Origin of the sequence: Paenibacillus swuensis (assembly GCF_001644605.1) — a bacterium.
Taxonomy (GTDB): domain Bacteria; phylum Bacillota; class Bacilli; order Paenibacillales; family DY6; genus Paenibacillus_N; species Paenibacillus_N swuensis.
This window is the reverse complement of record NZ_CP011388.1, coordinates 2,398,775-2,418,694: the sequence shown is the minus strand read 5'-3', so window position 1 is coordinate 2,418,694 and position 19,920 is coordinate 2,398,775. Positions and strand designations below refer to the sequence as shown.

Sequence of the window (19,920 nt, the reverse complement as noted above, 5' to 3'; positions counted from 1 at the left end):
GGGGAGCCTGTCCATAGCAGTTTTATGAAATTCGCCTAATATTCAGACAAAATCGCCTGTTTTGCATCAAAAAGGGACTAAAGTACCTATATAGTTATTGGTATTGGCATTATGGCATGATGTTAAACACAACTTCGAACCTGTTTCAATTACTGCCGTCCGCGGAACTGCGGGAGGAATAACTGTAGTTATTGCGCTTTAGGCAATCGAATGGTAACGGTGGTCCCCTCGCCTAGCAGGCTCTGGAGTTCCATGGCCCCCCCGTGCACCTGAACAATCTCTTGGGAAAGCGCCAACCCGATGCCGCTGCCGGAGCGTTTGGTATCCCCTTTATAGAACTTTCGGGTTACGTACGGTAAGTCGCCCGGAGCAATCCCGGTGCCGTTATCGATGACCTTTAAGATGACTTCTTGGTGTTCGGTTGTTCCTTCGAGACGAATAAAGCCTCCTTCCGTCTTCGCAAATTTGATGGCATTGTCCATGACGTTGATCAGCACCTGCCGCAGCCGGTTCTCGTCCCCGGAAACCCACAGGGGCTCTTCGGCATAATCGATCTCCAGCCGCACACCACCCCGGCTCCGCTTTACCGCATATTGTTGTCCGATCTCATCCATCATCCGCCGGAGGTCCAGCCTTTCTCTGTATATCGTGATGGATTGGGCCTGCAGCTTGGAGAAATCCAACAGATCCTCAACCAATCCCGATAACCGCAAGCTTTCACGCGAGATAACGGTTAACCCTGTAGTCAATTCCTCTTTATCCTGCAAGTCACCTTCCGCCAGGGTTTCACTCCATCCTTGGATGGAAGTGAGGGGCGTACGCAGTTCATGGGAAACGGAAGCGATGAAATCATTCTTCAGACGCTCGTTACGCTCAATTTCTTCAGCCATATGGTTCATAGAAAAAGCTAACTGACCGATTTCATCTTCATGTCTAATGACCGCGCGATGCCGGAAATCCCCCCGGGCCATCGTCTTAGCCGCTTTCGTGAGCTCCTGTACAGGACGAATCATACGGACCGCCAATAAATAACTTCCGGTCATGGAGAGCAAGATGACGGTAAGCGCGACGGCTGTCGTCATCCACGTCAGATTTCGAACGGCTGTATTTAACCGCTCTATAGACGTCATGTAACGGATGGCGCCCACGGTCTGTCCCGCTTCTTTCAACGGATAGGCTACCGCGATGACTTCCTCGCCAAGTTCCGTCACGCCTGTCCACATGTGAGGCTTCCCCTTCAACGCAGCGGCTAAGTCGCCCGTTAACGGCAGCTGATCCCCGCTGAAACCGTTGGAATCCACCACCAGCCGACCGGAGGGATCCACAATCTGAGTCGTCGTAAAGCCTTCTTCCTCATTCATATTCTCAAGGATATATCTGGACTTCTCCACCAGCGGCTGGTTTCCGAGATACTTACTATACAAGGCGGAATAAACTTCGGCGCGTTCTTCCAGAGCCTGACGAGCGCCGCCGAAATAGTACTGCCTTACCGCGGTCAGAAACAGGATGCTCAAGGTCAGAACGATAGCAACGATGATGACGCCGAAATTAAGCATAATACGCGTTCGTAAACTTCTCATGGCTGGCTGTCTCTCTTCCATATGTAACCATATCCCCAGACCGTGTGAATATATACCGGATTGGAGGGGTCTTCTTCAATCTTCTGACGCAATCTTCTTATGTTGACGTCCACGATCTTCAGATCACCGACATAATGCCTGCCCCATACTTCCGTCAGGATGTCATCGCGACTGACACTTTTGTTGCTCCGCTCCAATAAGAGTTTGACGATAGCGTATTCAGTGGGTGTCAGTTGAATTTCCTCTTCATGCTTTAGCAGTTTACGTTCTTCGGGTACAAACCGAATGGGACCGAGACCCGTTTCGGGTTCGCGATCCGGCATTTCTTCTATGTTCATTCTCCGGCTTAAGGCTTTCATACGGGCTACCAGTTCACCGGGAGAGAAAGGCTTATGCACATAATCGTCGGCGCCAAGCTCCAACCCGCGGATTTTATCGGCCTCCTGCGACCGGGCGGTCAGCATAATAATGCCCATGCGGGGATACTGGAGGCGCAGCTGTTCACATACTTCGAAACCGCTGATCGTCGGCAGCATTACATCCAGCAGCGCGATCTGGATATCGCCCTCAAGCCCCGCTTTTACGAGCGCTTCCTCACCCGTGTCCGCTTCAATGACTTCCATACCCTGACGCTTCAAATTAATTCGAATGAACCCGCGAATGGATTCTTCATCCTCCAGAAGCAGCACCTTCAACGGATACACCTCCATGCATCGGGTCTTGTTGTTCCGTCTCCACTCGGTACGGTTTGTACATATCGCGTAATTGCTGCGCATTCGGACGGATGGCTTCATATTCTTCCAACTCTTTCGGAGATAGTTCCGCTTCCGTTTGCGGCAATGTTGCGGCGATGATGACATCTTCTCCCGCCTCGCCTAACGCTACGAAAGGCACCTTCCCGGCAATCCACTCGGCTTGCGCGGAAGACCACTTCGTTTTTCGAATATAGTGGATGCGGAATAATTCGGCGGTCTCGTTGGGAAGGCTGCCTAGATAACGGAACGTTACGATACTGTCCCCTTCCGTTGTCACCTCTTCATCAATCGCATATTGTCCTTCCCATCGTTTCGGAATGTCAAGTTGCATTCCGCGTATTCCGTTTGAATCGTAGATGACGTGATAGTAGTTTTCGAATACTTTCTTTAATCCATACTTGCCATCCCACTGGTACCACTCATAAATCCATGTCATATTCGCGTACGCCTTGTCTTCATTGCCGGGAGCTTCCCTCTGAATAACAATTTCTATAATTCCGTCCCCGTTAATATCTTCGCTCTTCTGAAAACTCGGCTTGAACGTCACTTCAAAAGCTTCTGTTGCCGGCTTGCCCAAATACTGAAACGCATCGGTTAATCGCCCATTCCTCAGAATCAACAGGGAAGTGTATGCTGAATGTGCGCCGACACTGACATCTACGAAAACACCGTTGACCCCGGAGCTCGCTTTACCTGTCATTACGTTACCGTACTCATTAATGGTGCCGTCCATCTTTAGCGTATCCGCCTCAACCAACGAGCCGTTACGATAGCGGTAAAGTTTCGCTTCAGCAGTCATTAATTGCTTATCATGATGCAGCGCCAAGAATTCATGAACACCGTCAGAATCCAAATCCGTTATCGCGGATGCGCTATATAATGCATTGCCTTTCTCGGTGAGCTTGCCTTCGCTCCAGGCATATACCGACAGTTCCTTCGTCCACTGGGCGGACCCTTGCCAACCAATTAACAGTTCTGGCAATCCGTCCCCGGATACATCTTGAAGCTCCGCATATTCAACCTCTGCCGCGGGTTCGCGTACCGAGCCCGCGTCTTCCCAACCGGCGTCGGTGCTTTTCAGAATAAGGATACCCAATTCAAAGTCATTGCGAGGGATCTTGTAAAAGGCGATCAGCTCATCTTTCCCGTCTCCGTCGAAATCCGCTTTGCGAACCGCGCCTGTGTTCTTGTCATTTAGCGGAAACGTCAGTTTCGCGCCTTCCGGCAAGTAGGACAGCACCGCGGACTTCATCTCTTCCTGTTGCGCGGACAATACAGGGGTTTGCAGCAGGTCGAGCGGAGACGACATGAAGTTGCATCCGCCCAGCAGCAGCGACGCTGAAATTAACGCTGATCCCGCCTTTATATTTATATCATTTTGAAACCACCATTTAGGCATATAAAACGAATCCTTTCGACCGAATCCATTGCGGGATATATTTAGTCCATTTTTTGGTCAGGATAACAACATGTCAACTTAAATTAGCTTGTCCTTATCCCTTAGCCGCTAGCAATACTTCGGTGGTTACAAGGGTATAGCCGTTATTTTGCAAATATTCGATGATCAGGGGTAAGGCTTGCAACGTGTTGTTGAGGTCTCCGTTCTTACCGCCAAAACTATGCATCAATACAATGCCGCCAGGCGATATCTCTTTCTTCAGATGCCCCATCATGCCGGCAACCGATGTTCCGGCCCAATCCCGCGTATCGACGCTCCAGGGTACGAGTGTTTTGCTCATTTGGCTGACGGTTTCCTTTACTTGAGCATTCGCAGACCCGTAAGGCGCCCGGAACAAGGTGGGAGTCTCCCCCGTCGCATCCTTGATGGCTTCATCGGTCTTGGTAATTTGTTCTTTCATCTCTTCAATGCTTTGTTTGGGCATATTCACATGACTGAAGGTATGATTGCCGATGGAATGACCCTCATTCTTCATGCGTTGGATCACTTCAGGAAATTTAATCGCCTGTTGTCCGACAACGAAGAACGTCCCTTTTACCTTATATTCGTCCAAAATATCCATAACCGCGGAAGTGTATTTCCCGTCAGGTCCATCGTCAAAGGTAAGGGCTACAAACTTCTTGCGGTCCTCTTGGACTTGCGGATGAACAGGCACAGGCGGCTTGGGATCCGGTTTTTTAACGGGAATAACGGCATTCTCTAACTCTGACTTGTCTGTCGGGTCAGGTACAGGCTTGGATTCGGTTTCCCCTTGGCTTTCCGTTTCGGTTGGGGTTTCCGGCTTGGCATCGGGGGGATCAGGCTTGGTTACGTTCTCTGGTTCCACACTCGATTCCGATTCTGGCTTGGGCTCTGGTGCTGGTTTCACAGGGGGCGGAATACTGTTGTTGCCCGAGTTGTTCAGATTCTTTGCTTGGTCCTCACTGATTGCGTTATTCTTTCCTGAAAATACGGGACTCTTCTCTGCAAAACTAGTAATCATAAACACTGTAATTACAGCCAAAACCAACATGCCCAGCCGTCTTCTTCTCTTTCTCTTCATAACTTAATCCCAACCTTCTGCGTTCGCTTAGATGTCCGGAACACCGCCTGTAAGTCGCCGTCCCCTCTTGATAGATTCATAGTACAGCAGAGAATTACGGAAGTAGTTACAAAGTGTTAACAGGCTCCAGTTATGGGAATGACAAATAAACCTGCAGGCAACCTGACAGGCTTGTTCATCGTGTTCATTGGAGAGAACATTTGTTCCGATTCTATAGACTTTGAATTCATAATCCGTATAATTAAGAGACAATGAATTGGAGGGAATTCCATGGAAGATACATTGAAGCTCATGCTCTATGAAATAACTTTACTGCGCAAACAAGCAGAGCATACGAATCAACGCTTAGAGGGAATGAATTCACACTTAGAGGGAATGGATTCACGCTTAGACGATGTGAATTTGCGCTTAGAGGGAATGGATTCGCGATTAGAAGGAGTGGATTCGCGCTTAGAAGTTATGAATTCACGCTTAGAAGTTATGGATACACGATTAGGGGATATGGATTCGCGTTTTGACACCGTTGATGAGCGCTTGGAAAGCATGGATCGGCGCATGGATCGTGTGGATTTCCGATTGGAGGCTTTGGACGTGAAACTGGACCAATTTCACATAGAAAACATCGAAGCGGATAACAAGTTGATGGCAGGTTTGCAGAGCGTCAACGACAGGCTGGATTTCCACCGCAAGAAGTTGATCGAGAACGAGGAAGAAATTCATCTGATCAAGCGGCAACTTAAACAGCAATAGTCCTCGCTGCTCAATCCCGCTTCTTATATAGTCGATATCCTCTCCGCACCCAATCCATCATAAAGCCGGGAATCGGCATCGGAAACCGGTGTAGAAACGGTTCATAATATTTGTCATATCCCTTCTTCAGGTCATCCCACATCCGGCAATATTCCTCCTTCAGAAAGTCCGACACATCCAGCACCTTGCCGCGTCCTTCATATAACATCACATTTTTGCCGTGAATATCATGCGGGCACAGCCCCCGGCTTCGGGCATAGTATAATGCCTCATCGATATCCTGAATCGCCTGTCGCGGTATGCGAATGCCTTTAATGACACAATTATATAATGTGATCCCTCTCATGCGTTTCATAATTAAATAGGAATCCGAAGAATGGTAGCATGTCGAGAACGCCGGATGATTGCCCAGCCGACGATACACTTCCACCTCATCCGCAAGGCCGGGACGCCCCTCCGCGTATACCTTGATGACCATCTCCGGATTGTCTCTATGCGCGATCACGGCTGCGTAATTGCCCGTACCTAACACTTCCCACCCTTCAGGATGGAACTTGATAATTACAGGTTCATGCGGATGTATACTTTCCACTTTCAGTAACGGGAGAAGCTCCCGCTCGACAGATTCAATTAATTCATCTGTAATAAATTCCATTATTTCTCCTTCATGGATAACCTGAACACAAGATTTAAATCTATCATATGGGATTTTCCAGTTTATGAATAGATATTATCCATAATTCATCTAAAAATCATGGTCAGCATCGACAGTCGCCCAAAACCATGGCCTGCGACGAGAAATTGCAGGCCATGCCTAGTTGGAGCGCATTCGATCATAGACCGGTACGACGGCGAACGCTTGCGGGTCGGGATGACCGTAAGCGGAACCCCAGCCCCATCGGGCTTGGTTGCCCGGAACTTCCTCGGTAACGACAAGCACGGAGCCCTCTTCGCGCCGATACGTCAGCGCAAGCTTCGACTGCGCGTTCACCAGCTTCGCCCATCCACCGCCAAGCTCGATACACTCCCACTGTTGCTCCGAAGCATTCGTGCGCTCCGCTAGCAGTACCGGCGCTTCTGCCTCAGCGGACGCCGGCTGAAGCGCTAATCCGCTGTCCGCATGCACCAGCACGACTCGCTCTTCCTCCACGACTGCCACGATCCAATAAAGTTGGCCAGAAGCATAGGAAAGCACGCGCTGTACAACATTCGATCCGGATTTCGGGAAAGTCTCCGCCGGCGCCAAATAGGTATCCAATCCATGACATTTCATGCGATGCAGCATTTCTTGCCGCCCAGCCCGTGCTATAACGACATCCGTATGCTTGGGCATATGCCGGGCAGCACCCGTCCCCACATCCAGCACTACATGCTCCTGCCAGTCGAGCTCCATCGAAGTGTCCGTGGGAAAGCGAAGAGGCAGCATCACATAAGCCGAATTGCCGTATTCGGCGGGATCCCAACGATCTCCGACATAAAGATAGGTCGTTGTCTCCGAACCCCGGATCGGCAGAATGCAGGTCGGTTGCGTATCCCAAGTCGTCACACCGCCCAAGTTCTGTTGCGATGTCCACGGTCCAAGCAGGCTCCCCACCGCGTAAGCATACGTCCCCTGATTCGGTGGCCATCCCGTGCAGCCGGATGTAACCATAAAGTAGACATTCTCACTCTTCATGACGGCCGGCGCCTCCCGGTACTGGGAGGGCCACAACGTCTTCACGTGCTCCGCAATGCTTAAATAGTCCTCGGACAGACGGTACATATGCAAATCCGCATTGTCCCGCGCCGCCGAGATGAAGTATGCGCTGCCGTCATCGTCCACGAACAGTGTGCAGTCTCGCGACATATGTCCGATCGGGTTGAAGCTCCCGTGGTACACGTACTCCCCGTCGATGGTGTCGCAGCTTGCAATAAGCGCGCGGGCGCCGGTATAATCCTGCCCGTTTTCCCAATGCGCCCACAGCACATAACGCCCGGTGAGCGGATTGCGAATCACTTTGGGCCGTTCCACAATACACCCGCTGCCTGTTCCCGCCGCCGCTGCTCCATGCGGATCCATCTCTGGATCCGTCTGGAAATATACAGGTTCAAACGGCGAGTCCAATGTGATAATATGCCTCCGGAATTCCCATTGCGCCAAGTCACGGGAACGATAAACGGATACTTTATTGCGTCTCTCCCGATTTTCACCAAACCAGTAATAATACCCGTTTTCCTGCCAGAATCCGCCTCCGTGCGCGTGCAACGGTTTTCCGTCAGTATCCAGCCAGTGCCTTGTATTGTCCCAGGTCATACTCACTCATTCCCCCATGTCAAACGATTAGGAACCTAAATCGCACTCATCTTAGCAAAATCCAGCCCGCCCATACAGAGACTCCTGTCACGACCTGGTATGAATGCTGTCGTACATTTTAAGCCAATAAAAAAACCTCTATCAAGGCCTCTCAGATGGGCGACCGTGTTCTTGGCTATGTTGGAAACTAAAGAGTTCGCGCACTAGGCTGGATCAACTGCCAAGTATTAAATGCATTTCAGCGCCAATGCTGGGTTATCCCGAAGAATCAGGTGAAAATAATATCCGTTCTTTTCAAAAAACCACTTGTAATAAGAACATTTGTTTGGTATTATATGACATATACAGAACTCATGTTCTCTTAATGGGGAAGGGTTGAGGATTGTGTCTACTCATGTAGTAACTTTCGATCAATTTAAGCGCAAGTATCATGATGAGGCTTCATGTCTGCCCATCCTGATCTCAGCCAAGTGGCCCAACGGTTACCGCTGTCCACGGTGCGCTTGCGTTGAAGCCCATATTATCACTACACGTCGGCTGCCTCTGTATGAATGCCGCAACTGCAAGTATCAAGCTTCTCTTCTCGTAGGGACGATTATGCAAGGAAGTCGTACTTTACTTCATAAGTGGTTTCAAGCTTTATTTCTCATTGCTAACCCTTCCTCTTCAATTAACGCCGTAGAATTAGCCTCTGTCATTCAAGTCACGTATAAGACGGCCTGGTTAATCCTACACAAACTTCGCCATGCCATTCAGCAAGGAGATGCGCAGCAGCTACTCACAGGCCTTGTCGAAGTGATTTCAGCTGAGTACAACCCGTGCAATTTTCATATTAAAGGCTTTAAGACGATCCGGAACGAGCAGCCATTTGTTGGGGGAGCTTCTCTTAACTTCTATGGTGAGGTTTCCTATGTCAAGCTGAAGCATGTTTTTATGCCGAAGCATCATCCGAACAAAGAGCTTAGCTATTGGGATTATTCCAACTTCATTGAGACTCATGTAAGTAGTTCTGTCCGAGTTCCTTTTATTCATTACGGTTCCAAAAAGTATAACGCATGCGACACAATAAATATCATTTGTGATTCTGTTCCTGTTAGAATAAACGAGCGATATTACGGAGTAAGCGACAAGCATTTACAATCGTATCTGGATGAAGTATCCTATCGCATTAATTATTCACTGAAACCAAACCGTGCGGTGTCGAAGTTATTTCGGCTGTTCATAGATACACCTGCTGTTACTTATAAACAACTCATTTCACGCAAACCGATGTGCTTACATGTACAGGTTGCCTGACTCACGGACAAACATTTTTTGAAATTTCATATTTCCTTCTCTAAACACATTAACCCTCATTTTTCCCAAGAACAAAAATTACTGCATTGCCTTCTTTTATCACACCACTGAGCCTTCGGGATAACCCAGCATTCCAGCTCAAATAAGTATCAGTAACACCCCTAAAGAAGTGCAAACCCTAGTTATCACCCATATTTTAATACTTTCTATCATATTGAAAAAAGCGCCGCTATGCGACGCTTTTCCAGAAACCCACAATTAAGCTTGCTTTAACTCAGCCAAATAAGCCTTGCCTTTCTCATGGTCGTAGACGCCTTCCCACTTGGAGATAACAACCGCGGCCAACGCGTTCCCGAACACGTTCACGACCGTACGCGCCATGTCCAGGATGCGGTCGATTCCGGCAATCAGAGCCAGACCTTCCACCGGCAACCCGACCGTACCCAATGTCGCCAGCAAGACGACGAAGGATACACCCGGTACGCCGGCGATCCCTTTGGACGTAACCATCAGCACCAACACCAGTGTCAACTGCTCGTACCAAGACAAGTGAATACCGTACAATTGAGCTATAAACACCGAAGCCAACGCTTGATACAAGGTGGAGCCGTCCAAATTAAACGAGTAGCCTGTCGGCACCACGAAAGAAGTAACCGCCTTCGGACAGCCGAATTTCTCCATTTTCTCAATAATCTTCGGCAATACCGTTTCTGAAGATGCCGTTGAGTAAGCGAGCAGAATTTCATCCCGCAAGATCCGGAAGATATTCGTAATTCGAATTCCGACCATCCGCGCAACCAAGCCCAACACAACAAGGATAAAGAAAGCCATGGTCGCATAAACAAGAATCGCCAGCTTACCTAGCGGAATTAACGAACTCAGACCGAAAGTCGATACCGTTACCCCAATCAGAGCGAATACGCCGAACGGCGCGAACTTCATCACCTGATTCGTCACCCAGAACATCGCTTCCGCCACGCCCTGGAAGAAGCTCAGCACAGGCTTGCCTTTCTCCCCAATCGCCGCAACGCCTAATCCGAATAATACGGAGAAGAAGATGATTGCCAGCATGTCGCCGCGAGCCAGCGCATCAAACACGTTCTTCGGCACAATGTTGACGAACGTATCCGCGAATCCGTGACTTTGCGTCTCAGCGGCCGTATCCACATATTTGGAAATATCCGATTCCGTTAATGTGGTACGGTCAATCCCCGCGCCCGGTTGAAAAATATTCGCGGCCAGCAATCCGACAAGAATCGCGACGGTTGTAACAATTTCGAAGTAGAGAATGGTTTTACCGCCAATTTTGCCTAACCTCTTAAAGTCGCCTACACCGGCCACCCCGACGATCAATGTGGAGATGACGATGGGAACGACGATCATTTTGATCAAACGAATGAAAATATCCCCGATGGGTCCCAAATATTTGGGCAACTGATCATTGCCAAAGAAAATAGCGCCCACAATAATACCAAGCACCAAGCCAATGACAATCTGAATCGCTAAACCGTATTTCTTCATCATACTAAACCAGACACCTCAATCTTCTGTAAATTCTAAGATGCATTTCCATAATCAGTCCTATAGGTTAAGCGTGCCCATTGCCTGGCATAACTATCAACTCAGGGTCACAGGCGCATCTTGCACAGGTTGTGAAGTTCCCTTGGCCGGGCGCAAGGCCCGCTTTGCTCCGGTCGGACCCATGATCCAGCTCCCGAAAGGCAACTTGGATACACCGTAGGACAAACCAAGCGATAAAGCCAATACCCCAATATAAAACAGCGCGGTCACGCCCAGATGATTACCTACCCATCGATCCGGCCTCGTCAACGGAGCTAATGCCCATATCGCCAACGGATGAGCCAGAAAGCCGCCGAACGAATACGTGCCGATCCACCGGAACAGGCGCTGAAGCAAGGAGCGTGTTTCCGCAAGCTTCAGGCTCATTCCATACATAATCAGCATCTGCGAGACAATCAACAGGAACGTAGAAGGTTTCAAATAGGTGGACACATATAAATTCATCGTATCCGTGGAATGAGACAACAGACGATACCCCATCCACACGTACAATAGCGCGAAAATGAACGGATTCCAGGCGGATGATTTACGCACCAAGTCGCGCCACTGCGATAAATAGAGCGCAATCACAGCTCCCGAAACAAAGTAAAAGGCATGGGAGATGAAATATAACATGCGATGTTCAATCAGCCATTGAAGCCAACCTTGGTCAGTAGATGCATGAATCCGCGGGAAAATATCATAAGATAAATATAGATATCCCAAAAACAGTACGCCGAAGACGATCATGGTATTCAGTGCGGCCTTACCCGCCATCTCCGCTCCATGTCGCTCCCACAGCCGCTGTCCGAAGCGTACAATTCCCCGAAACATCGGGAACAACAAGTAAAACTGAAAGATCATCACAATAAACCAAAGGTGATACGCATTGGACGGAATGAAGAGCTCCTTCAGAAACAGAAGCCAGCTTTCGCCTTGTATAAACCACAGAACCCCCTGTGATAGTGTAAAATAGACGATCGTCCATATGACAAACGGAACATAGATGTCCATAACCCTTTTGCGTATAAATGAACCGTAGTTGAGGCTATGGTAATAATTGTAGAAAAAGAGCAATCCGGAAATAAATATGAATGTCGGCGTCCCGAATCGGGTGAAATGGAACAGCATTCCCAACATAATTCCATCGTGCGGCAAGGTTTCAGGACGATAAATAAACTCCCCGATACAGTGCTGTAGCACAATCGCCAGGAACGCCATCGCCCGAAGCAGGACGAGCTCGTCAATCCTTGCTTTGCTCGTACTCATGCTCATGAGAAATGACAATCCTCCTACTATGAATATGGATACACGTCAGACCATCTTATTACACTTACTTTAAGGTAGTCAAATGGAAAGCTCTGCACATCCAATATCGAACAGGCACTTCCCTGATTCAGGATGAAATTCCACATGTTTCGGGCAAAATACGAGAGAACATCTTCGAAAGAAGCTATGGAATCCGAAATTTCACGATTTTTAACGGCAAATTATGGACCTAACACCAAATGTAAACGTTTCAAAAGGTGTTGACTTCTCCCTCGCCTCGGCGTTATGATGGGGATATTCAACAGCATACGTTGGCGTGTTACTGAGTCCATCAGGCATGAGCCGTTAAGAGTTTCCGAGTTCGGAGGCTTCTTTACGGCTCTTTTTTGTTGCCTCTAGCAGCGGCGTCGGCGGATGATCTTTACATTCATGTAAAGCGGTGAGGAGAAAGTATGGGAACAACATACCGTGTTGAACGGGTGATGAGTAATAATGCGGTCCTGGTGACCGACACGGCCAGCGGGAGTGAATTAATTCTGCTTGGTAAAGGAATCGGTTTCGGCAAAATAACCACCCTGGACAGTCAGGACGCCCGGATTGATAAAAAGTTTCGCATGGATGACGAGGCGCAGCGGAAGCAATTTCAAACGCTGCTCGGGGACATCGCACCGGAAGTATTCGACATCTCCGAGGAGATTATCTCCATGATGGAAAGGGATATTTCAGCAAACCTAAATGAACACGTTCATGTGGCGTTGCCCAGTCATATTCACTTCGCGCTCTATCGGTTACGCAACGGGATGGATATCGACAACCCTTTCTTATATGAGACCCGCACACTGTTTCCCAAGGAGTATGAGGTGGCCGCCAAAGCCGCGGAACTCATCGGCGCCACGTTCGGTATTCAGATTCCGGAGGACGAGATCGGTTTTCTGGCTTATCATGTGCACTCCGCCATCGCCCATGTGCCTGTCGGTCAGCTTGTGAAGTCCACAACGCTCATTACAGAGATTGTAGAGATTATCGAGCGCCGCAGAGCGATTCATATTCCGAAGAACAGTCTGGATTATGCCCGTCTGATCATTCATCTTCGGTTCGCCATTGAGCGGGTAAAGCAGAAGAAGACGGTGAAGAATCCTTTTGTGGAAGGAATGAAACAGCTCTACCGGGAGGAATATGAACTGGCCTCGGAAATTGGAGCCATGCTGGCTGACAGACTCCAAATGCACGTTCCCGAGGATGAAGTCGGGTACATTATGATGCATCTGTACCGTTTGTTTCAGGAGTTCGCTCACACGGACGGCACACCGTAACACCCCATTACACCCTAGACAGAGATAAGAGTTCAAGGAGGAACCAATCATGTTTTCAAAACTGTTTAAATCCAACAAATCGGAAGTATCCAACATAGTAGAAGTCGCAGCTCCCTTAAGCGGCGAAGTGGTAGGACTTGAGCAAGTGCCGGATGAGGCATTCGCGCAGAAACTGATGGGAGACGGCTTCGCGGTCATTCCTTCGGAAGGTAAACTGGTTGCTCCGTTCGACGGAACCGTAGCCCACCTGATCGAAACTCATCACGCCGTTGTGATTGAACACGCTTCCGGCTTGCAGTTGTTGCTCCATATCGGCATCAACACGGTGAAATTGAAAGGCGAAGGCTTTACGGCCAAGGTTGCCAATGACGAAAAGGTTACAACCGGCCAGACGCTAATCGAGTTTGATCCGGACTATATAAAGAACGCCGGTTTCCCGATCATCACACCCGTTGTGGTGGCAAACCCGGAAATCGTGGAACGTTTAGACGTTTCGTTCAAAGGCGTAACCGCCGGCGATCCAGGCGTCATGCAAGTGGTTTTGAAGTAATTCATTCATAATTAGGGGGGTAGGTTTTCATGTTAGCATTATTACAAAAAATCGGTAAAGCGCTCATGCTTCCAGTAGCGACTTTGCCAGCGGCATCCTTATTGCTGCGCTTCGGTAACATTGATTATGTGAAAGATTTCAACATGGGCGACAGTGTCGGCGGTTTTCTGAACCAGTACATCGCGCCATTCCTGGCAGCGGGCGGCGGAGCGATCTTCGACAATCTTCCGTTGATCTTCGCGGTAGGTGTGGCCATCGGTCTTGCGGGTGACGCGGTTGCGGCGTTGGCGGCGGTCATCGCTCACTTGGTGCTGGTGCAAGTGTTGCTCAAAGTGCCGGTAGCCTTTGCGGATTTCGTCGGCAAAGACGCCAAGCTGAACATGGGTGTTCTTGGCGGGATTATCGCCGGTATGATTGCGGCTTACTTCTATAAGAAGTACCACAACATCAAGCTTCCGGATTGGCTTGGTTTCTTCTCCGGCAAGCGTTTCGTGCCTATTATCACGTCCGTATCCATGGTTGTGGTCGGTCTGATCTTCGGTCTGATCTGGGGCCCCATCCAATTGGGATTGAATACATTCGGTGAGTGGGTTGTAGGTATGGGCGGCGTTGGCGCCGGCATCTTCATGACTGCGAACCGGTTGCTGATTCCGTTCGGCTTGCACCACATTATCAATGCGATTGCTTGGTTCGAAATCGGCAGCTTTACGGATGCCGCGGGTAACGTCATTAAAGGCGACTTGCACCGCTTCTTCGCAGGCGACAAATCGGCCGGAATGTTCATGACAGGCTTCTTCCCGATTATGATGTTCGCTTTGCCGGCAGGCGCATTCGCTATCATTCACTCGGCGAAGCCGGAGAAACGCAAAGCGATCGCTTCCGTGTTCATCGGTACCGCGTTCGCCTCTTTCCTGACGGGGATTACAGAGCCGTTAGAATTCGCGTTCATGTTCGCAGCGCCTGCGTTGTATGTCATTCATGCGCTGTTAACAGGTTTGTCCGCTTTCATCACGTATACTTTGGATATTCACCACGGATTTGGTTTCTCCGCCGGTTTCATTGATTATGCGGTAAACTACCCGCTGGCAACGAATCCATTGCTGATCATTCCGATTGGTCTGGTGTTCGCGGTTGTTTACTACTTCTTGTTCCGTTTCGTCATTGTGAAATTCAACTTGAAGACACCTGGCCGGGAAACCGACGATCTCGTTGCCAACCCTGGAGATTCCGCTGTAAACAGCAAATCGCCGTTATCGGAGAAAGCGGACCGTGTTCTTGTGAACTTGGGCGGTTCCGACAATATTAAAGGGATCGACGCTTGTATTACTCGCCTTCGTCTGGAAGTGAAAGACGATAAGCAAGTGAATGATCAGGCGCTCAAAAACCTCGGCGCGGCCGGCGTGATGCGCTTAGGCGGCGGCAGTGTGCAGGTCATCTTCGGCACACAATCCGAGATGTTGAAGGATGAGATTAAGAAGAAAATGTAATTCCAAAGCGGAAAAAGTGGAATCAGAAATCAGCTAAAGATGAATGCCAAGAAAATGATGATGTAAGAGAGAAGCCAACCTAGCGTTGGCTTTCCTTTTGCACCTTAGATATGGGTAAAGATGGGAGAGGATACAATGCAACAAACATTCACAGTAGTCAACACGTCGGGGATTCATGCAAGGCCTGCAAGGAAAGTCGTGGAAGCCGCGATGGCGTTTCCATGTACGGTTCATTTGGAGAAGTCGGGGGGCGGCAAACGATTTAGCGCGAAAAGCTTGGTTGGCGTGCTGTCTCTGGGCGCCAAACACGGCGATGCTGTAGAGGTGATCGCCGACGGAGAGCAAGCGGGTGAAGCCGTTGCGGCCATTGGCGCCATTCTGGAGGCGGCTCACGACGAGTCCGGAGTATAAAGATGGTGACGTTGGAGCTCAAAGGGATCGCGGCCGCACCCGGGGTGGTGATGGGACGAGCTAAACACTTAGCAGAACAGGTTGTTGATGCGACCCGGGTGGAACTGGATTCGGGCGATGTGGACCGGGAGCTTGCCCGGTTTAACCAAGTTGTAGCCGTCGCGGCGGCGGAGTTGGAATCGCTTCGGGCGGTGACACTGGAGAAATTAGGCGCGGCGGAAGCGGAGATTTTTGAGACGCATCAGCTTCTGTTGAAAGACGAGGAGTTTGTAGGCGGCGTCGAAGCATTAATTGGCGCAGAGCACGTGAACGCGGAATACGCGCTTAAAGTAACGGTGGACGAGATCTGTGCTGTGATCGAAAGTATCGATGACGCGTACCTTCGCGAGCGAGCGGCGGATATCCGCGATGTGGGCAAGCGCTTGGCGCGGGGTTTGGCGAGGAGTGTCAGCGGGGCTGACGCAGCGGGTCAGGTTAGCGAGGACGCTGGTGTTGGCGGGGCTGAGGCCATATCGCCGGCCGAGATGGACAGGTTGCCTGCGAGCGGAGAACACCGCTCCGAGGAGGATCGATCTTCCGCGAACGCCGGCGGTGCCGGGCTGAAGCAGGTGCTGCTGGCGGCGGATTTGACGCCGTCGGAGACAGCGCAGTTGGACCGCGAGGCGGTGGCAGCCTTCGCCACCGAGATCGGCGGCCGCACGTCCCACTCCGCGATCATGGCGCGGTCGATGGACATCCCTGCGGTCGTCGGTCTCGGCGAAGCGCTGCGGAGCGTGCCGGACGGCGCGCTCGTGATCGTGGACGGCTCGGACGGCGTGGTACACGTCAGTCCGGACGCGGACACGATCGCGCGCTACGAACGGCGCGCGGCGGAGCTGGCCGAGCGCAAGCGGCTGGAGCGGCGGTACCTGGGGCTGCCCTCGGTGACACGGGACGGCCGCCAGGTCGAGCTCGTGGCCAACATTGGCAGCCCGCGGGACGCGGCCGCCGCGCAAGCGGCCGGAGCCGAGGGTATCGGCCTGTACAGGACGGAGTTCCTGTACATGGACCGGGCCGACCTCCCCTCGGAGGAGGAGCAGTACGCCGCCTACAGCGAGGCGGCGGAGGTGTTTGGTGCGGAGGCGCCTGTGGTCATCCGCACCCTCGATATCGGCGGCGACAAGAAGCTGCCGTACTTGCCCCTGCCGGAGGAGGAGAACCCGTTCCTCGGCGTGCGAGCCATCCGGTTGTGCCTGGACCGGCACGACCTGTTCCGCACGCAACTGCGGGCTATTCTCCGCGCCGGCGTTCACGGGAACGTGAAGATCATGTTCCCGATGATCGCGACGCTGGGCGAGTGGCAGCAGGCAACCGCGCAGCTCGAAATCGCCAAGCAGGAGCTGCGCGACGCGGGCCAGCCCTATGCCGACAAGCTTGAGGTCGGCATCATGATTGAGGTGCCATCCGCCGCGCTGATGGCAGACGTGCTGGCGAAGGAGGTCGACTTCTTCTCCATCGGCACCAACGACCTCGTGCAGTATGTGATGGCGGCCGACCGGATGAACGAGAAACTCGCTTATCTCAGCGATCCGTTCTATCCGGCGGTACTCCGCCTCATTCGCCACGTCATTCGCGCCGCAACGGCCGAAGGCAAATGGGTCGGCATGTGCGGCGAGATGGCCGGCCATCTGACGGCGCTCCCTCTCCTGCTGGGCATGGGCCTGCATGAGTTTAGCATGAGCGCATCGGCCGTTCTGCCCGCGCGCGCGCTTCTGTCGAAGCTGAACTCCGCCGATGCAACGGCACTCGCCGACGAGCTGCTTCAGCTTACCGGCCCGGAGCAGATTCGCGCACGGTTGGAAGCGTATATTGCCGCGTTAAACGAAGAGGTAATGAAATAAATTCCCTTTCTCCGATTTTTCCTGTTGCAAATATCATCTAATCAGAAAACAGACCGCTCCGGCAAAGCCGAGGCGGTCTCTTCTTGTTCTAAATTAACATTACAATGTGACCGTAGTTGATCTCGCGTCAAAATTAGCAGGCGGGCCACGTTACGTGTTCATGCACAATCACGGAAAAAGAGACTCACAATGGTTCGTCCAAGGCATCCTTATTGTGGTAAAATAATCCTGTACGAGACCTCACAGAATGAGACTCCGTTTAGCAAGATTAGATTTATGCAAGGTGGCCTAATTAAATGGACTTTATATGGTTTTATATATTTTCGATGTTGGAGCAGTTTGCTGTTTTTGCGCTGATGCTGACTTTTTTCCGATTTGATTTAAAGCCTTATGTGAAGGAAGTTCTCTTGATTGGCTCCATCTTGAGCTACCTCTCTTACATCCATCGCACAGATCCAGCATTAGCGCCGTATGATGTCCTGGTGCAAACCATTGTTTTATTGATGTTTCTATGGATTGTGCTAAAGATTCACTTGTTTTACGGGTTTTTGATGATTTGTATCGGGGTGGGGAGTCTGATTTGTATGCAAACCATGGGATTATTCATTTATCGTCATTTGGACATTGCTCTTAGACCCGAAGACTTTAACTCCGCGGCGGCTCGCATTCTCCAACTTCTGAGCAGTGCCGCGTTAGTCCTGATCAGTTATTTCATCAAAAGAAGGCGTTGGGGCGTCACTTACATCAACCACGCCTCCAAAATCAATTTCAACTGGACCGGCCTCCACCTCAAGTTACTCCTATTATTTATTGCTCTGACGGTTTCCGCGGGATTTTCCTACTTCTACTGGATCCAATGGGGCATCACCCCAAGCTTGTTCATTTTCTCAACGTTACTTCTCTCTCTAAGCGGTATTGCTTTCTTGGCTGTAAGAAAAGAAATGGACCTGATCGTGAGAAACCTAGCCGCCAAGAAGGATTCATCGTAGCATTCCGCCTCCAATTGTCGTAACCGCTCTATTTTGCACATATCCGCCATCTCCGCACCTCCCTTATTTCAAGGTGACAATATACGTTTCAAACGTATTCCGGTTCTCTTGAAAGGATGAATTGGAGACCAGCAGCCTCTTCCCGGAAGGGCTCCATTGGATCGGATCCGCGATATATTTCACATCTAACGCCAACCGGGTCACCTTACCCGTATCCGCCTCAGCGACATAAAGACCGCTATTCTCACCCGTTTCGTCGGTAATTGTGAACGCGAGCTTCGTCCCGTCGGGAGACCAGCTGGATCCGAAAATCTGCATGCCTTTGGCCAACGATTTAGACGTCGTTCCCTGGGTGTTCGAGAAACTGAGTTCCATGATGCTTTGTCCCGTTCGACGCACAACCGCGAGTCTGCTTCCGTCCGGAGAAGGGATGGCCCAGACTACGTTGTCCATAAGCGCTTCTTTTTGCTTCCGAACCAAGTCATACGCATATAACACCCGCTCTGAAGCAGAGTAGTACACGGTGTCTCCCCGTCTGGATACATTGAAGATCGAACCGAATTCAGCACCGGTGTTCAATAATGTTTCCGTCTTTCCTGTAAGGTCGGCTTGTTGAATGACACCTTCCAATGAACTGAATATAACATGCTCCCGATCAATCCAAGCTCCAGCAGTGTAAAAAAGCTCACTCTTACCGGTTTGAACGCTTTGCTTCGTCTCGAGGTTCATGATATGGCCCAAACCCACATCTTCTTTTGAATTCCTAAAAAACACGTATTTTCCGTCCGGAGATACCGCGGCGCCGTCCTGTTGCGCTTTTTCCTGATGCAAAATCGTTTCGGTACCGTCCTCCAAATTGTGGCTATACAAGTTATGATAATAACGCTTCTCCCCTTCGATCTCCACGGGCGGAAGCGCTGTATTGGGCTTGAGAATCAGTACATGGGTCTCATCCAGCCAATCCATACTTCTTCGATCCTTAACTACATCTATTTTCTCCAATGCCACTCCTGTAGCGGTTGTACGCCCAGTTTGATCAATGACTGTGATTTTCTTGCCTTCATGCTCGACAATTTGCCGAACCGGCTTCTGTTCCCGGACTTGCCCGGCGTTATCCGCAAAGCTGTTACAGCCGGAAAGCCCTAAGAAACTCACGATACCCGCCGCATATACCATGGATTGAACCCTAATTGGTCTTGGTCTTGGTCTGGTCATAACCTATGCCTCCTGCTTGGAAGTTACCTGTTTAATACACGTACGGTTTCTTTTACCGTATTGTTCTGACT

17 protein-coding genes are annotated in these 19,920 nt (G+C 50.5%); 8 read left to right on the top strand and 9 right to left on the bottom strand.

The features are described 5' to 3' along the window. Nucleotides 1-188 precede the first annotated feature (188 nt). The 4 genes from SY83_RS10555 to SY83_RS22710 form a co-directional block, all read right to left on the bottom strand. Nucleotides 189-1,580: a sensor histidine kinase gene (locus SY83_RS10555; protein ID WP_068606301.1), complete on the bottom strand. Its 1,392-nt coding sequence runs from the start codon at nucleotides 1,578-1,580 to the stop codon at nucleotides 189-191. Further along, nucleotides 1,577-2,275: a response regulator transcription factor gene (locus SY83_RS10550; protein ID WP_068606300.1), complete on the bottom strand. Its 699-nt coding sequence runs from the start codon at nucleotides 2,273-2,275 to the stop codon at nucleotides 1,577-1,579. The genes SY83_RS10555 and SY83_RS10550 overlap by 4 nt, the downstream gene beginning before the upstream one ends. Further along, a complete protein-coding gene (locus tag SY83_RS10545) occupies nucleotides 2,250-3,734 on the bottom strand; it encodes a hypothetical protein (protein WP_068606298.1) in 1,485 nt (494 codons plus the stop codon). Before SY83_RS10545 ends, SY83_RS10550 begins: the two co-directional genes overlap by 26 nt. A gap of 94 nt (nucleotides 3,735-3,828) precedes the next feature. Continuing rightward, nucleotides 3,829-4,797, bottom strand: a complete 969-nt coding sequence (locus SY83_RS22710; RefSeq protein ID WP_197480020.1) for a polysaccharide deacetylase family protein — start codon at nucleotides 4,795-4,797, stop codon at nucleotides 3,829-3,831. Nucleotides 4,798-5,106: 309 nt separating this feature from the next. On the opposite strand from SY83_RS22710, the gene SY83_RS10535 reads away from it, so the two are divergent. Further along, entirely contained in the window at nucleotides 5,107-5,586 is a 480-nt protein-coding gene (locus SY83_RS10535; protein WP_068606292.1) for a coiled-coil domain-containing protein, read from the top strand. Between the two features lie 10 nt (nucleotides 5,587-5,596). Here the strand turns inward: SY83_RS10535 and SY83_RS10530 are convergent, their stop codons facing one another. Both SY83_RS10530 and SY83_RS10525 read right to left on the bottom strand, forming a co-directional pair. Continuing rightward, nucleotides 5,597-6,241, bottom strand: coding sequence for a serine/threonine-protein kinase (locus SY83_RS10530; protein ID WP_068606290.1), 645 nt, complete (start codon nucleotides 6,239-6,241; stop codon nucleotides 5,597-5,599). Between the two features lie 159 nt (nucleotides 6,242-6,400). Beyond that, a complete protein-coding gene (locus SY83_RS10525) occupies nucleotides 6,401-7,879 on the bottom strand; it encodes a family 43 glycosylhydrolase (RefSeq protein WP_068606288.1) in 1,479 nt (492 codons plus the stop codon). A gap of 384 nt (nucleotides 7,880-8,263) precedes the next feature. Between SY83_RS10525 and SY83_RS10520 the strand changes: the two genes are divergently transcribed. Next, on the top strand, nucleotides 8,264-9,175 hold the full coding sequence (locus tag SY83_RS10520; protein ID WP_197480019.1) for a transposase: 912 nt from the start codon (nucleotides 8,264-8,266) through the stop codon (nucleotides 9,173-9,175). 258 nt (nucleotides 9,176-9,433) lie between these two features. Here SY83_RS10520 and SY83_RS10515 read toward each other — a convergent pair whose 3' ends face one another. Beyond that, nucleotides 9,434-10,696 (bottom strand): cation:dicarboxylate symporter family transporter, encoded by a 1,263-nt coding sequence (locus SY83_RS10515; protein ID WP_068611040.1) that lies wholly within the window; start codon nucleotides 10,694-10,696, stop codon nucleotides 9,434-9,436. A 96-nt stretch (nucleotides 10,697-10,792) separates the two neighbouring features. Continuing rightward, a complete protein-coding gene (locus SY83_RS10510) occupies nucleotides 10,793-12,004 on the bottom strand; it encodes an acyltransferase (protein WP_197480018.1) in 1,212 nt (403 codons plus the stop codon). 452 nt (nucleotides 12,005-12,456) lie between these two features. Between SY83_RS10510 and SY83_RS10505 the strand changes: the two genes are divergently transcribed. From SY83_RS10505 to SY83_RS10480, 6 genes are all read left to right on the top strand, one after another. Further along, nucleotides 12,457-13,317 carry a PRD domain-containing protein gene (locus tag SY83_RS10505; protein ID WP_068606282.1) on the top strand — a complete coding sequence of 287 codons (861 nt, stop codon included), beginning with the start codon at nucleotides 12,457-12,459 and terminating at the stop codon, nucleotides 13,315-13,317. Nucleotides 13,318-13,366: 49 nt separating this feature from the next. Further along, nucleotides 13,367-13,867 (top strand): PTS sugar transporter subunit IIA, encoded by a 501-nt coding sequence (locus SY83_RS10500; protein ID WP_068606280.1) that lies wholly within the window; start codon nucleotides 13,367-13,369, stop codon nucleotides 13,865-13,867. 29 nt (nucleotides 13,868-13,896) lie between these two features. Then, a complete protein-coding gene (gene nagE, locus SY83_RS10495; protein ID WP_068606278.1) occupies nucleotides 13,897-15,354 on the top strand; it encodes an N-acetylglucosamine-specific PTS transporter subunit IIBC in 1,458 nt (485 codons plus the stop codon). 135 nt (nucleotides 15,355-15,489) lie between these two features. Continuing rightward, nucleotides 15,490-15,765 carry an HPr family phosphocarrier protein gene (locus SY83_RS10490; RefSeq protein WP_068606277.1) on the top strand — a complete coding sequence of 92 codons (276 nt, stop codon included), beginning with the start codon at nucleotides 15,490-15,492 and terminating at the stop codon, nucleotides 15,763-15,765. A 2-nt stretch (nucleotides 15,766-15,767) separates the two neighbouring features. Then, a complete protein-coding gene (gene ptsP, locus SY83_RS10485; RefSeq protein WP_068606276.1) occupies nucleotides 15,768-17,645 on the top strand; it encodes a phosphoenolpyruvate--protein phosphotransferase in 1,878 nt (625 codons plus the stop codon). Nucleotides 17,646-17,941: 296 nt separating this feature from the next. Beyond that, nucleotides 17,942-18,634, top strand: a complete 693-nt coding sequence (locus tag SY83_RS10480; RefSeq protein WP_068606273.1) for a hypothetical protein — start codon at nucleotides 17,942-17,944, stop codon at nucleotides 18,632-18,634. 63 nt (nucleotides 18,635-18,697) lie between these two features. On the opposite strand, the gene SY83_RS10475 is transcribed toward SY83_RS10480, so the two are convergent. After that, nucleotides 18,698-19,849: a TolB-like translocation protein gene (locus SY83_RS10475; RefSeq protein ID WP_068606271.1), complete on the bottom strand. Its 1,152-nt coding sequence runs from the start codon at nucleotides 19,847-19,849 to the stop codon at nucleotides 18,698-18,700. Nucleotides 19,850-19,920 lie beyond the last annotated feature (71 nt).